General features: G+C 71.7%; 11 protein-coding genes and 1 pseudogene. 7 read left to right on the plus strand and 5 right to left on the minus strand.

Going from position 1 to position 12,758, the window contains the following annotated elements; all coding sequences use genetic code 11:
• Positions 1–41: 41 nt before the first annotated feature.
• The 4 genes and pseudogenes from ABT116_RS05170 to ABT116_RS05185 form a co-directional block, all read left to right on the plus strand.
• Positions 42–470: pseudogene (locus ABT116_RS05170) on the plus strand (nicotinate phosphoribosyltransferase); the annotation flags it as partial.
• Positions 471–585: 115 nt separating this feature from the next.
• Positions 586–1,173, plus strand: a complete 588-nt coding sequence (locus ABT116_RS05175) for a nicotinamidase (protein WP_351628031.1) — start codon at positions 586–588, stop codon at positions 1,171–1,173.
• A 353-nt stretch (positions 1,174–1,526) separates the two neighbouring features.
• Complete coding sequence (locus ABT116_RS05180; RefSeq protein ID WP_351628034.1) at positions 1,527–2,138, plus strand: zinc metalloprotease; 612 nt, start codon at positions 1,527–1,529, stop codon at positions 2,136–2,138.
• Positions 2,139–2,155: 17 nt separating this feature from the next.
• Positions 2,156–2,956 carry a hypothetical protein gene (locus tag ABT116_RS05185; protein WP_351628037.1) on the plus strand — a complete coding sequence of 267 codons (801 nt, stop codon included), beginning with the start codon at positions 2,156–2,158 and terminating at the stop codon, positions 2,954–2,956.
• 100 nt (positions 2,957–3,056) lie between these two features.
• Here the strand turns inward: ABT116_RS05185 and ABT116_RS05190 are convergent, their stop codons facing one another.
• Both ABT116_RS05190 and ABT116_RS05195 read right to left on the minus strand, forming a co-directional pair.
• Positions 3,057–3,401 (minus strand): hypothetical protein, encoded by a 345-nt coding sequence (locus ABT116_RS05190; RefSeq protein ID WP_351628040.1) that lies wholly within the window; start codon positions 3,399–3,401, stop codon positions 3,057–3,059.
• Positions 3,402–3,521: 120 nt separating this feature from the next.
• Positions 3,522–5,867, minus strand: coding sequence for an immune inhibitor A domain-containing protein (locus tag ABT116_RS05195; protein WP_351628043.1), 2,346 nt, complete (start codon positions 5,865–5,867; stop codon positions 3,522–3,524).
• A gap of 411 nt (positions 5,868–6,278) precedes the next feature.
• Between ABT116_RS05195 and ABT116_RS05200 the strand changes: the two genes are divergently transcribed.
• Positions 6,279–6,557 (plus strand): hypothetical protein, encoded by a 279-nt coding sequence (locus ABT116_RS05200; RefSeq protein ID WP_502983824.1) that lies wholly within the window; start codon positions 6,279–6,281, stop codon positions 6,555–6,557.
• Positions 6,558–6,590: 33 nt separating this feature from the next.
• On the opposite strand, the gene ABT116_RS05205 is transcribed toward ABT116_RS05200, so the two are convergent.
• Together ABT116_RS05205 and ABT116_RS05210 are read right to left on the minus strand one after the other, a co-directional pair.
• On the minus strand, positions 6,591–7,286 hold the full coding sequence (locus tag ABT116_RS05205; RefSeq protein WP_351628049.1) for an RDD family protein: 696 nt from the start codon (positions 7,284–7,286) through the stop codon (positions 6,591–6,593).
• Between the two features lie 60 nt (positions 7,287–7,346).
• Entirely contained in the window at positions 7,347–9,149 is a 1,803-nt protein-coding gene (locus ABT116_RS05210; protein WP_351628052.1) for an RDD family protein, read from the minus strand.
• Positions 9,150–9,394: 245 nt separating this feature from the next.
• Between ABT116_RS05210 and ABT116_RS05215 the strand changes: the two genes are divergently transcribed.
• The gene (locus ABT116_RS05215; RefSeq protein ID WP_351628055.1) at positions 9,395–9,805 is read left to right on the plus strand and encodes an SsgA family sporulation/cell division regulator; all 411 of its coding nucleotides are present in this window, start codon (positions 9,395–9,397) and stop codon (positions 9,803–9,805) included.
• A gap of 11 nt (positions 9,806–9,816) precedes the next feature.
• Here ABT116_RS05215 and ABT116_RS05220 read toward each other — a convergent pair whose 3' ends face one another.
• Positions 9,817–11,232, minus strand: a complete 1,416-nt coding sequence (locus ABT116_RS05220) for an FAD-binding oxidoreductase (RefSeq protein WP_351628058.1) — start codon at positions 11,230–11,232, stop codon at positions 9,817–9,819.
• Positions 11,233–11,324: 92 nt separating this feature from the next.
• On the opposite strand from ABT116_RS05220, the gene ABT116_RS05225 reads away from it, so the two are divergent.
• Complete coding sequence (locus ABT116_RS05225; protein ID WP_351628059.1) at positions 11,325–12,740, plus strand: tetratricopeptide repeat protein; 1,416 nt, start codon at positions 11,325–11,327, stop codon at positions 12,738–12,740.
• Positions 12,741–12,758: the final 18 nt, after the last annotated feature.

Consider the following 12,758-nt stretch of genomic DNA (forward strand, 5'->3'; position numbering starts at 1 on the left):
CTGCGGCCACGTCGTGGTAACGGGCCAGCCGCTCTTCGGCGGTCAGCCGCTACGGCGTCGGGACGCAGCTGGTGACCGGCTCCGGCCACCCCACCTCCTCGATGGTCTACAAGCTGGTCGCACGGGCCGAGTCCACCGACCCGAAGGCACCGCTGGTGGCCGTGGCGAAGAAGTCCAGCGGCGGCAAGACGTCGGTCGGCGGGCGCAAGTGGGCCGCGCGGCGGCCGGACTCGTACGGGGTCGCCGAGGCCGAGGTGATCGGTACCGGGCCGGTGCCGGCCGAGCTCGCGGACCGGCAGCTGCTGGTCGAGCTGGTCAAGGGGGGCGAGGTGGTGGCGCGCGAGCCCCTGGACGCGGCGCGCGAGCGGCACACGAGGGCGCGCGCGGGTCTGCCGATGTCGGCCACACAGCTCTCGCGCGGGGAGCCCGTCCTTCCCACGGAGTACCTGCACGAGACCTCGGGTAGCTAAATGCGGTGTGCCGTGACGCGCCGAACCGTGCCCCCTCCCGTCCCCTCCCCTCTGTCAATAGGCTCGGTGGTTCACCGGCCGGGCTTGCCGACCTCATAGCCGAAGGACACCGACCATGCGCCGCGCCTTGATCGTCGTGGATGTGCAGAACGACTTCTGTGAAGGGGGCAGCCTCGCGGTGTCCGGCGGTGCCGACGTGGCCGCCGCCGTCACGGAACTGATCGGGCAGGCGGCCGGGGCCGGCTACCAGCACGTCGTGGCCACCCGCGACCACCACATCGCCCCCGGCGGCCACTTCTCCACGAACCCGGACTACGCCCGCTCCTGGCCCGCGCACTGCGTCGCCGGCACGGAGGGCGTCGGCTTCCACCCGAACTTCGCCCCCGCCGTCGCCTCCGGTTCGATCGACGCGGTGTTCGACAAGGGGGCGTACTCGGCGGCGTACAGCGGTTTCGAGGGCGCGGACGAGAACGGCACGCCCTTGGCCGACTGGCTGCGCTCGCGTGAGGTCACCGAGGTCGACGTGGTCGGCATCGCCACGGACCACTGCGTGAAGGCCACGGCGCTGGACGCCGTACGGGAGGGCTTCCGTACGCAGGTGCTGCTCGACCTGACCGCGGGGGTGGCCGAGCAGACCACGGAGCGGGCTGTCGAGGAGATGCGCAAGGCCGGGGTCGAGCTTTCCGGCAAGCCCGTCGTCTAGGCCGTTCACCGGCCGGCCGGGCAAGGCGCCTCAGGGCGCTTTGCCCGGCCTTTTTCATGCATTGTTCTGGACTTTCGCCCCTTTTTGCTAATCCTTATTGCCCCATCTTCACAAGTGGATTATTTGCATTCCGCATCGTTCTCCTGCCCGGACCGCCGCGCATTCTTCCCGAATGGTCCATGGTCATAAAGTGAAGGAGCTGTGTACTATCTGCGCAGCCAGGGGGACGGGGGAAGATCGTCAGCCGTACGAGAAATCCGGCTTCTACAGGCGCGCCCGAAATGGCGCCGTTCCTCGAGCATTCACATCCGCAATACACCCATTCCTTCGAGGACTGTTCAGGAGTCACATCGATGGCGACGGCTCTACGGACGCGCGGAAAGCGCAGACGATCGGCATACATACGCCTGCTGCAGGTCTTCCTGCTGTGCACCGGCTTTCTCGCCGCGCACTTCACCACAGCCGCTCCCGCGCAGGCGTACACGCACCTGTGCGGCTCGTTCTGGGGCGTGGGCGGCAACGACCCGATCTCGTACCGCTACTACGACGTGAGCAGCACCTACTACAACGCCTTCAACAGCGCCCAGGGCCGCTGGGACGACACCAGCGCCCCCGGCTTCTTCCGGTACGAGAAGAGCAACGGCGACCCCCAGATCGAGGTACGCGACAAGTCCTACGCCTGGAGCGACTGGGCGCGCGCGACGTGGAAGGGCTGCACCGCCGGCTACTGGCTCTACGACGAGATCCAGATCTCCTTCAACACGCGCACCATGGGGGGCCTGTCCGCCCGCCAGAAGAAGATCGTGGCCGAGCACGAACTGGGCCACGCCTACGGCCTCAACCACACCTCCCTGACCTGCTCCAACCCCGGCCCGGCCGTCATGCGCCAGGGCGAAGGGAAGTTCGGCTGCGGCGGCGACGGGCCCTGGTACGACGACGTCCAGGGCGTCAAGGCGAAGTACTGACGGCGAGCGAGGAAAACATGAAGAAGACCATGCGCGTGCCCGCCGCAGCCGTCGGCCTGGCCCTCGCCTGCCTCACCGCCTGCTCGGGCCCCGGGTCGTCGTCGTCCCAGGGCGCCGGCCGGGACCACGTGGAGGCGGACTACGCCCAGTACGCCAGCGCCGAGGAGGTCACCACCGTCTCGGACATCGCCATCACGGGCGCCGTGCTGAGCGTGCAGACCAAGGAGTGCGACGAGGGCGGCGAGCCCACCACCGAGCCGACCGTCGACCCGACCGCGGCGGACAGTGTCGACACCAACCCCGACCCGTCGGCCAGCAGTGTGCCCGACCCCACGGCGACTCCGTCCGGGATCGCGGGCGACCCTCCGGGTGACGCCCAGTGCATGCCGATGGTGTTCCTGAAGGTGCGGGTCTCGGGAATGATGAAGCGCGGCTTCGGCGTCAGCGAGGGTGACGAGATCGTCGTCGGCAACATCGACACCGACGCCGTGTCGATGGAGGGCACCACGCCGATCAGCGTGGGCAAGCAGTACGCCCTCTACCTGACGCAGCTCGCCGCGGGGGACCACCCGGGCATCACCTCGGTGCCCACGTTCTGGATCCCCGTCGGTGGGAACCAGGGCGTGTTCGTCCTCGGCAAGGGCACCGTCCAGCCGGCCTCTGCCAACATCGTGGCGCTGACCGCGGCCGAGGCCGAGAAGATGCGCAAGAGCTCGGGCGGGACCCGCCCGGGCAAGTTCACCACGACGGTCCCCGACCTGAAGAAGGCGGCCGCGGTGGCCGCCGCCAAGGAGAGCGCCAAGCAGCGCAAGAAGTAGCACGGGCGGCGGCGCCGGCGAGAGCGCCGGCACCGGCCGGCCGGGGAAGCGACCCGGACGCGGGTCACCGCCACAGCCGCGGTGGCCCGCGCCGGCGTCGCTACGTCTGCGCCGTCGGGCGCCTCAGCAGTGCCCTGATCGGTCGCCACAGCTCCTGGACCAGCTCGGGGCTGCCCACGACACCGTTGTCGGGGGCCGTGCGCCATATCAGCCCGTCCGGGTGGTGCAGGACCGCCGTGATCTCGTCCGGGCTCGGCGGGGCGGCGTTGCCCCGCAGGTAGACCGCCCGCAGGCCCAGGTTGCGCAGCCTGGTCAGGGCCCGCGCACGGTTCTGGGAGTGGACGAGCACGCGGACGCTGCCGGGTCCGTCGGCGGCGGGGCTGGGCAGGTTCAACGCCACCACCACCGTGCCGTTCGGCAGCTTGCAGAAACCTCCTGCGGCCATGCAGTCACATCCCCGTGATCGACGGTGTCAATAAGAGAGCCACAGGACGCACCTAAACACGGATCGGCGGGACCCGCCAGGGGGTCCCGCCGATCATGCTCTGACCTGGTAAAACGCCGTCTACTTCACCGCGGGGCCGACCTCGAGCGAGATCGTGGAGCCGTCCTTGGCCTCCTTGACGATCTTGATCTTGGTGTTGGTGTCAGTGATCTTGACGCCGGCGCGGGGGTTGGACTCGTCGTAGTACGTGCTCGTGTGGTCGTTGAAGACCGGGACGCCCTTGGAGGACGGGATCTTCGTCGCGACGTCCGCGTTGTGCAGCGTGATGCCGTCCGTGCGGTACGTGCTGAACGGCGAGTCGTAGGACTGGATGCGGTTGCGCATGAGCGTGCCGTCGGACCACTTCAGCGCCGTCGGGTGGGAGTCGATCGGGAGGAGCAGCCCCTTGCCCTCGTGCTGGCTGGTGTTGTTGTCCTTCTGGGAGGTGTCCCACTTCCAGATCAGCAGGCCGTTCTGGTACGCGTAGTGCTCCACCCAGGACGGACGCGTGGTCAGGAAGCCGTAGTTGTACGGGCCGACCTTGAGGGTCTTGTCGTACGACACGTACTGGCGGTTCTCGGCGATGTAGTACTGGGCGTAGTCGTCAGTGATCGCCGCGCCGATGCGGGAGAAGCCCTTCGCCGTCCAGGCCGCGTCCGCGCTCTCCGCGTCGTCGGAGAAGAGGGCGGTGCCGTCGGCGGTGACGGTGATCCGGTCGGCCGTGAAGCCCTTCAGCGCCAGACCGCCGTCGGTCTGGTAGCGGAAGCGCAGGTCGACCTTCTTGCCGGCGTAGGCGTCGAGGGAGTACGCCAGCTTCTTGTGCGCGTCCGCCGAGCCGGTCAGGGCGGGCTTGTCGCTGCCGTCGCGCGGGAGCGGCTGGCCGTCCACGGTGCCGTCGAGGGCGGTCCAGTTGGCGCCGCCGTCGGTCGAGGCCTCGGCGTAGAGGTAGTCGTAGTTCGCCTCGATGTCGTACCAGCCGTCGAGGGTGAGGGCGGCCGACGCCTTGCCGGTGAGGTCGACGGAGCGGGTCAGCGTGTTGGCGAGGTCGTTGCCGCTGCCGCTCCACCACTGGTTCGCGCCCTGCGCGGGCGCCACGATCTCGGTGGTGACCCGCTTCTTGGGCAGTTCGACCACGAGGGCCTGCTTGTTCTTCGTGTTGTACTCGGCGACGCCCAGCTTGTGCTTCGACTTCGTCGCGGCCTTGGCGGTGGCGTAGTCGAGCCAGCCCAGCTGCAGCTTGTCCCAGGCGGTCATGTCGCCGGGCAGGTCGCCGATGGTGTCCTTGCCGGTGCCCAGCCAGGAGCCGGAGGACATCAGGGTCCAGAAGCCGGTGGAGTTCTCGCCGCCGTTGGTGTCGTAGTGGTCCGGCAGGCCGAGGTCGTGGCCGTACTCGTGGGCGAAGACGCCGAGTCCGCCGTTCTCCGGCTGGATGGTGTAGTCGCCGACCCAGATGCCGGTGTCGCCGATCGGGGTGCCGCCGAGCTTGTTGTCCTCGGGGCCGGTGGCACCGGCGTCGGTGCCGAACGCGTACCAGCGGTGGGCCCAGATCGCGTCCTCGCCCTGGGCGCCGCCACCGGCGGACTCGTCCTCACCGGCGTGCACGACCTGGAAGTGGTCGATGTAGCCGTCGCGCTCGTTGAAGTCGCCGTCGCCGTCGTGGTCGTAGCGGTCCCACTGGTCGTACTCGGCGAGCTTGGCCTTGATCTGCGCGTCGGTCTTCCCAGCCGCCTTCTGCTGGGAGACCCAGGCGCTCACGCCGTCGGCGACCGCGTACCAGGCGCAGTTGTCGGGCTCGCACTTGTTGGAGCCGTAACGGGCCTCGTTGTAGGGGACCTTGACCCAGTCCGAGACCTCGCCCTCGATGGAGTAGCGGCCCGAGGACTGCTTCTCGTAGTACTTCTTCATCGACTCGACACCCTTGCCGGTGCCGAAGTACAGGTCCTGGAAGTGCTGCTGGTTGTAGTCCGCCTGCCAGGCCGTCGAGTTGTCCTTGGTGCGGTCGGGCTTGGCTATTCGGTTGTGCAGCGGGCCCGGGGTGCCGCCGTAGCGGCTGTCGGTCTGGTCGCCGAACTCGACCAGGATCGTGAAGATCTTGTCGGTCTTCTCGCGGCCGAGCTCGACGTACTTGCTCTTGCCCTTCTTGCTCTTCAGCTGCACGACCTTCGAGCCGTCACGGTTCTTGACCGTGGCATCGCCCGATATGACCTGCTTCAGGGCTTCCTCGCGCTGGGCCTCCTGAGTCTTGCTCAGCGGGCCTTCGAGGTCGTGCTCGGCGTGGTCGCGCTCGGCCGGGTCGTGCCGGTCCACGGTGGTGGACCTGGGAGCGGAGGCGTCCTCGGCCTGGGCCACACCGTAGGTCGAGGCGGTGGCGGCGGCGAGCGCGACACCGATGGCAGCCGCTCTGAACGTCCAGGGTCTACTGGTCACTTGAGATCCTCCCCCGCGTTCGGGCGCGCGGCAGGCGGGGTCCCGGTCGTGGAAGTCCGCGCGCGCGTGATCAACGCGTGTAGTCAAGTGACGACATTTGACTAGAGGTTTAGAAGAAAAGACAGACCTTGACTTGGACAGGTCAAGTGCACTATGCGGAGGCAATGTTCGTTTTACGGACAACCAAACGGTTGCCCCACCCTCCCCACCGGCCGTGCGGGCGCGTGCACATGTCCACTACGTGGACGTCATGACTCCGTGCGCCCCCTGTGCACCGCCCTTGTTGATTAGGTCACGCTTACCGCCGGTTCCGGTCGGGCACCCTGCCCGAGAGAATGTCGTTCGGCGGAACGCCCTCAAGCCGGCGGAATGCCGGGCCGACACCCCGTGGACCCCACATTCGAGGACATGATGGCCATGCCCCGTCCGACTGCCGCACAGCTCGCCTACGGTTCGTGCACCGTGATCTTCTCGACCCTCGCCATGCTGTTGCTGTCCCAGACGAGTTCGGGCGCGGGGATCGCGGTCATCGCCCTCGCGGCGCTCGCCCTCGGGTTGCTGGTCGCCATGACGGTGCCGGCGTCCGGGAAGCGCCCTGCCGCGGTGCACCAGCCCTCGCCCCGGGAACCGGTACGGGCCTCGGTCCCGGCACCCGCCCCGGAGCCGGTACGCGAACGGGCGGCCTCCTGACCGCCCGCCGCACCCCGTTGATCGTTTTGCGCCTCAATCGGTGCTGACCACGACCGTTTTGGCCGCCTTGTCGTGCAGGCCCTGCTTGTAGGGCCGGTCGAAGAAGCTCCAGCCGCCGCAGATCGCGGTCCAGATGCACGCGCAGCAGAAGGCGAACGGGATCCACAGCACCGCCGCGCGCGCCAGGGCGTTCTGCACGGAGGGCGTCGCACCGTTGTCCAGGTTGGCCACGCGCATGTGCAGCAACTTCTTGCCGAGGGTCTGGCCGGTCCTCGCGGTCAGGACGGTGTCGTAGGCGATGTAGAGGACGGCGGCGATCCCCGACTGCCAGAACGACTTGCCGACCTCGATGCGGTCGCTGTCCACGTCGTACTCGTTGACGTCGAAGCCCCACGTGAGCAACCAGACGACGGCGCCCACCAGGATCATGTCGAGGATGCGCGCGAGCGTGCGCTTGCCGCTGTCGGCGAGCGGGGGCATGCCGGCGAGGGGGTCGGTGGGGTAGGAACCGCCACCGTACGGATCGCCCCCGTAGGGGCCGCCTCCGAAGCCGTCACCCGGACCGCCCGGGCCGCCGGGACCGCCCGGGCCGCCACCCCCGTACGGCGGTGGTTCGCTGCCGTAGGGCGAGCCCGTGCCTTCCCCGGGCGGCTCGTTCGGGGGGCGCTTCCGGAACGGGTCGTCTTCCGGGGGCTGCTGACCGGAGCCGGGGGGCGGTTCGCTGCTCATGGCCCGAGTCGATCGCGAACCCCCGGGCTCCGCATCCGGCGGACGGCCGTCCGAGGGAGCTCAGCCCGCCACGAACGTGTGCGCTGCCTTGTCGTGCCAGCACTGGCGCCAGGGCCGGTCGAACAGGCACCAGGCCATACCGACGATCCCGACGACGAGGAGCCCGGGCACGCTGTAGACCAGCCAGCGGCGCAGGGCCGCGCCGAACTCCGGGGAGTCGTGCCCCTCGATGTCCCGGACTTCGAGGCCCATCAGCTTCTTGCCGAGGGTGCGGCCCCACTTGGCGGTGGGCAGCACCTCGCACAGGACGCCGGCGAGCAGCAGGACGGCCAGGATGATGCCGAGGTAGACCGAGGTGGTGCCGTCGAGCAGCCAGACCGTGACCGTCTCGCCGGAGAGCTTGGCCGCGTCGATCTTCTCCTCGACGTGGTCGATCGCCTTGGTGCCGAGCGGTACGGCGGCCGTGGCGGTGAGGGCTGCGAGGACGACGGTGTCCAGCAGTCGGGCGACGAGCCGCTTGCCGAGTCCGGCGGGGCGGGCCTCGGCCTGGCGCCGGGCGGCCGCCTGGAACACGTCCTCGACCGGCGGCTTCCAGGGCGCGACGGGCTGTTCGTCACCGCCGCCGGCCCCGGCGAGCCGGTGCACCTGCTGCGCCCAGGAGGACTGGCCGCCGCCGGGACCCGGGCTCAGAGGCGCGGAGGAGGCGGGGGCTTGGGCGCTGCCGGGCCCGCCGGACTGCGGAGGGACGGTGGGGGCGGCCTGGGGTCCGGACAGTGCCGTCGGGGCGGCCCCGGAGGCCTGGGCGGCGTCGCTCCCGGCCGCTGTCTGCGCGGCGGAGGCCCGGGCGGCGGCCGCCTTGCCCGCGCCGAAGCCGGGCCCCGCGGAGCCGCTTCCGGAACCGGTCGGCCCGGCCTGCGCACCGAACGCGGGTCCCGACGGGCTCCCGCCGGAGCCCGCCGAACCGGGCCGGCCGCCGAAGGCGGGTGCCGCCGGGCCACTGCCCGGACCGGCCGGCCCGAAGCCACCGCCGGGTGCCCCGGCCTGCCCCCCGGAACCGGACGCCGCCGAGTCGCCCCCGGACCCGGCCGGACCGAAGCCCCCCGACGCCGAGCCCTGCGCGCCGAACCCCTGAGCCGCCGAACCGCTGCCCGGGCCACCCGCACCCGCCGGTCCGAAACCCGGACCCGAGGAACTGCCCCCGGAGCCCCCGGACCCGCCCTGCGCGCCCGGCCCCGAGCGCGGGGACACCGCGCGGAACGTCATCGTGCCGTCGTCGGGGGTGCCGGCCGGGGCCGCCCCTCCCCCGGGCTGCCCCGCGGGGCGGCGGAACACGAACGTGCTGCCCCCCGCCGCGGCCTGCGCCTCCCGGTCGGCCGGGGGGACGTCCGTGCCGTCGGCGCGGGCGGGCTCCCCGTCGGTCCGCTGGTCGGCGTGCGGCAGCCTCGGATCGCCGCCGCGGGCGCCCTGCGGGGCCGCGCCCTGCGCCCCCTGCGGCGCGCCCCACGAGACACGGCGGTCCTGGCCGCCGCCGAAGCCGGACTGCCGGGAGCGGTCGGCGCCCCACGCGGAGGCCGGTTCGGGTCGGCTGCCGTGCTGGGCGTCGGCGGCGGACGGCGACTCGGACGGCTCCTCGACCGGGTCCTCGTCGAAGAAGTGCGGGCCGGTCTCCTCGACCGAGCCGGGCTGCGCGGCCTCCGCACCGGGCGGCGGCGCGAGCGACTCGCCGTCCCCGGGCGCCGGACGGCTGGTGCCCGGCACCCAGGAGGCACCGTTCCAGTACCGGACATATCCAGGAATGGAAGGGTCCGGGTAATACCCTTCGCGGGGCCTGTCGTCACCGGGGGCCGGGGTTGGGGCGCTCATGTCCGTCGTCCCGTATCTGCTCGGGGGCCAAATGGGGGCCTCCACATCTATCAGACGAGCGCAAGCCCCACTGCCGCTCCCACCGGACCCACCCCTTTCGAGCACCGATGTGCTACGCGCCGCGCCCCTCCGGCGGATCCCCCTGCGGAAAAACTTCCGGGAAGGCGCGTAATGCCGCGGCCGCGACCCGCTCTCTCCTGCTGACCGGCCCTCACGGGCAGCCGTCAGGAGAAGGGAACACCGCCATGCGGACCGTGGTGGAGCGGGAACTGGAGCTGGAACTCGTCCTGTCACCCGAGCGCAGGATTCCGGTGCCCGCCCGGCTCGGGTACCTCACCGACGACCCTTACGCCGTCCACGTCACCTTCCACGTCGACACCCAGCACCCGGTGTACTGGACGTTCGCAAGGGAGTTGCTGGTGGAGGGCGTGTTCCGGCCCTGCGGGCAGGGGGACGTGCGGGTGTGGCCGACGAAGACCGAGGGGCGCGGCGTCGTGCTGATGGCGCTGAGTTCACCCGACGGGGACGCCCTGCTGGAGGCTCCGGCGGCGGCGGTGTCGGCCTGGCTGGAGCGCACGCTGCGGGTGGTGCCGCCGGGGACGGAGGGTGAGCGGCTCGGGCTGGACGACGAGCTGGCCCAGCTGCTCGCCCGGTGAGGGGCCGGGCCTCAGAAGAGCTTGCCCGGGTTCAGGATGTTCAGCGGGTCGAAGGCCTGCTTGACGGCCCGCTGCATCTCCATGCCCACGGGGCCGATCTCGCGCGCGAGCCATTCCTTCTTCAGGACGCCGACGCCGTGTTCGCCGGTGATGGTGCCGCCGAGTTCCAGGCCGAGGGCCATGATCTCGTCGAAGGACTCGCGGGCGCGCCGGGACTCGTCGGGGTCCGCCGGGTCGAAACAGACCGTCGGATGGGTGTTGCCGTCGCCCGCGTGGGCGACGACACCGATGGTGAGCTGGTACTTCTCGGCGATCCGGGCCACCCCTTCGAGCATCTCGGCGAGCCGGGAGCGCGGCACGCACACGTCGTCGATCATCGTCACGCCCTTGACCGCCTCCAGCGCGGTGAGCGACAGCCGCCGCGCCTGGAGCAGCAGTTCGGACTCGGCGGCGTCGTCGGCGGGGACGACCTGGGTGGCGCCGGCCGCCTGGCACAGGGCGCCGACGGCGGCGAGGTCGGCGGCCGGGGCGGTGGTGTCGAACGCGGCCAGCAGCAGGGCCTCGGTGCTCTCGGGGAGGCCCATCTGCGCCATGTCGTTGACGGCCTTGACCGTCGTACGGTCCATGAGTTCGAGGAGTGACGGGACGTGGCCGCCCTCCATGATCCGGCACACGGCGTCGCAGGCCGCGGCGGCCGAGGCGAACTCGGCAGCCAGCACCAGCTGCTCGGGCGGCTTGGGGCGCAGCCCGAGGACGGCCCGTACGACGATGCCGAGGGAGCCCTCGGAGCCGACGAACAGCCGGGTGAGGTCGTAGCCGGCGACGCCCTTGGCGGTGCGGCGGCCGGTGGACATCAGGCGGCCGTCGGCGAGGACGACATCGAGGCCGAGGACGTACTCGGCGGTCACCCCGTACTTGACGCAGCACAGGCCGCCGGAGGCGGTGCCGATGTTGCCGCCGATGGTGCACATCTCCCAGCTGGAGGGGTCCGGCGGGTAGTAGAGGCCGTGTTCGCCGACCGCCCGGGAGAGGGCGGCGTTGACGACGCCGGGCTCGACGACGGCGATGCGGTCGACCGGGCTGATCTCCAGGATCCGGTCCATCTTCGTCAGGGAGAGCACGATGCAGCCGTCGGAGGCGTTGGCGGCGCCGGACAGTCCGGTGCGGGCGCCCTGCGGCACGACGGGGACGCGCAGGGCGGTGGCCGTGCGCATCACGTGCTGGACCTGCTCGGTGGTGCGGGGCAGCACGACCACGGCCGGGCTGCCGGCCGGGCAGAAGCTCGCCATGTCGTTGGCGTAGGAGGCCGTGACGTCGGGGTCGGTCAGGACCGCTTCGGCGGGGAGGCCGCCGAGCAGCAGGTCCACGAGGTCGCCGGTCGCTGCGGTGTCCTCGGAGCGGGGCGCTTCGATACGGCTCATGATCACAGGTTCGCACCCGGGGCCATCGGTGTGAACCCCGTCGGCGGCACCCTTGGGCTGCCCGGGTGCAGTCGTCGTACTGACGCACAGTGAGCGCCATGGAGAACGAGCAGGAGGGCCCGGAGCGGCAGGTGAGAAGCGTGAGACGCCGGGCGCTGATCGCCTCCGTCGCGGGATGTGCCGTGCTGGGCGGGGTGCTGGTGCTGCTGCCGCGGGAGCGGGACGCCGGGCCCGCTGCGCCGTCTCCTGGGGCATCGGCCATGGCGGCCGTCGGCAGGGGGGCGCCTGCCGCGCTGCCGGACCTGGCGGTACTGATCGACGAGCGGGCCGAGGCCGTGCGCGAGCGGCCGAAGGACGCGACGTCCTGGGCGGTGCTCGGGGCGGCCTATGCGGAGCGGGGGCGGCGCCTCGCCGACCCGGCGTACTACCCGCGGGCGGAGAAGGCGCTGCGGACGTCGCTGACGGTGCGGCCGCAGCGCAACACCGCGGCCCTGGCGGGTCTTGCCGCGCTGTCGAACGCCCGGCGGGACTTCCCCGCCGCGCGCCGGTGGGGTGAGGCGGCGCTGCGGCTGGAGCCGCGGCGGTGGACGACGTATCCGCTGCTCATCGAGGCCTACACCGGGCTCGGTGAGTACAAGGCGGCCCAGCGGACGCTGGACCGGCTGACCGGGCTGCGTTCCGGCCCGGCCGTGCGGGCATGGGCGGCGGCCGTCCACCGGGACCGGGGCCGGCGGGAGGACGCGGCGGCCTCGCTGGCGGACGCGGCGGCGGGCGCACGGGCCCCCGCCGAGCGGGCCGCCTATCTGGAGCAGGCCGGGCAACTGGCCTTCGAAGGCGGGGATTTCGATGTCGCGCTGCGGCACTTCCGGGAGGCGGTCCGCCTCGACCCCGACCAGTGGGCCGCGCAGGCCGGGCAGGGCCGCGCCCTTGCGGCCCTGGGCCTCTCGGCACAGGCCCTCAGCGCCTACCGGGGGGCCCTCGCCGGGCAGCCGCGTCCGCAGTACGCCCTGGAGCTGGGCGAGTTGTACGAGTCGCTGGGCATGCCTGAGGCGGCCCGGGTGCAGTACGGCCTGTTGCGGGAGCGGGTGCGGGGCGCTGCCGCGGGCGGCGCCGACGAGCAGCTGGTGCTGGGGCGGTTCGAGGCGGATCACGGCGATCCGAAGGAGGCGGTGCGGCGGTTGCGGGCGGAGTGGAGGCGCCGGCCCGCGGGGGAGGTCGCCGACGCCCTGGGGTGGGCGCTGCACCGGGCCGGGGAGCCCGCGGAGGCCCTGCGGTTCGCGCTGGTGGCGACGGACCCCGAACGCGGGGGCGGGATGTGCGACGCGGTGTCCATGTACCACCGGGGCATGATCGAGCGGGAGCTGAAGCGCTACGGCGCGGCCCGCCGCCACCTCGCGGAGGCGCTGCGGATCAACCCGCACTTCTCGCCCTTGCACGCGCCTGCGGCCCGGAAGGCGTCACAGGCGCTGGGCGAGCCGCCGGACGAAGGGGTTCCGGTGATGGCCCGGCCATGACCTCGTGCGGGTGCCCCG

Source organism: Streptomyces sp. NPDC002130 (assembly GCF_040296465.1).
Taxonomy (GTDB): Bacteria; Actinomycetota; Actinomycetes; order Streptomycetales; family Streptomycetaceae; genus Streptomyces.

Excerpts from the sequence above, each read along its gene's own strand:
- ABT116_RS05215 (WP_351628055.1), top strand. The coding sequence starts at position 9,395 with ATGCGGACCGTGGTGGAGCGGGAACTGGAGCTGGAACTCGTCCTGTCA.
- ABT116_RS05210 (WP_351628052.1), bottom strand. The coding sequence starts at position 9,149 with ATGAGCGCCCCAACCCCGGCCCCCGGTGACGACAGGCCCCGCGAAGGG.
- ABT116_RS05200 (WP_502983824.1), top strand. The coding sequence starts at position 6,279 with ATGGCCATGCCCCGTCCGACTGCCGCACAGCTCGCCTACGGTTCGTGC.
- ABT116_RS05225 (WP_351628059.1), top strand. The coding sequence starts at position 11,325 with ATGGAGAACGAGCAGGAGGGCCCGGAGCGGCAGGTGAGAAGCGTGAGA.
- ABT116_RS05180 (WP_351628034.1), top strand. The coding sequence starts at position 1,527 with ATGGCGACGGCTCTACGGACGCGCGGAAAGCGCAGACGATCGGCATAC.
- ABT116_RS05205 (WP_351628049.1), bottom strand. The coding sequence starts at position 7,286 with ATGAGCAGCGAACCGCCCCCCGGCTCCGGTCAGCAGCCCCCGGAAGAC.
- ABT116_RS05185 (WP_351628037.1), top strand. The coding sequence starts at position 2,156 with ATGAAGAAGACCATGCGCGTGCCCGCCGCAGCCGTCGGCCTGGCCCTC.
- ABT116_RS05175 (WP_351628031.1), top strand. The coding sequence starts at position 586 with ATGCGCCGCGCCTTGATCGTCGTGGATGTGCAGAACGACTTCTGTGAA.
- ABT116_RS05190 (WP_351628040.1), bottom strand. The coding sequence starts at position 3,401 with ATGGCCGCAGGAGGTTTCTGCAAGCTGCCGAACGGCACGGTGGTGGTG.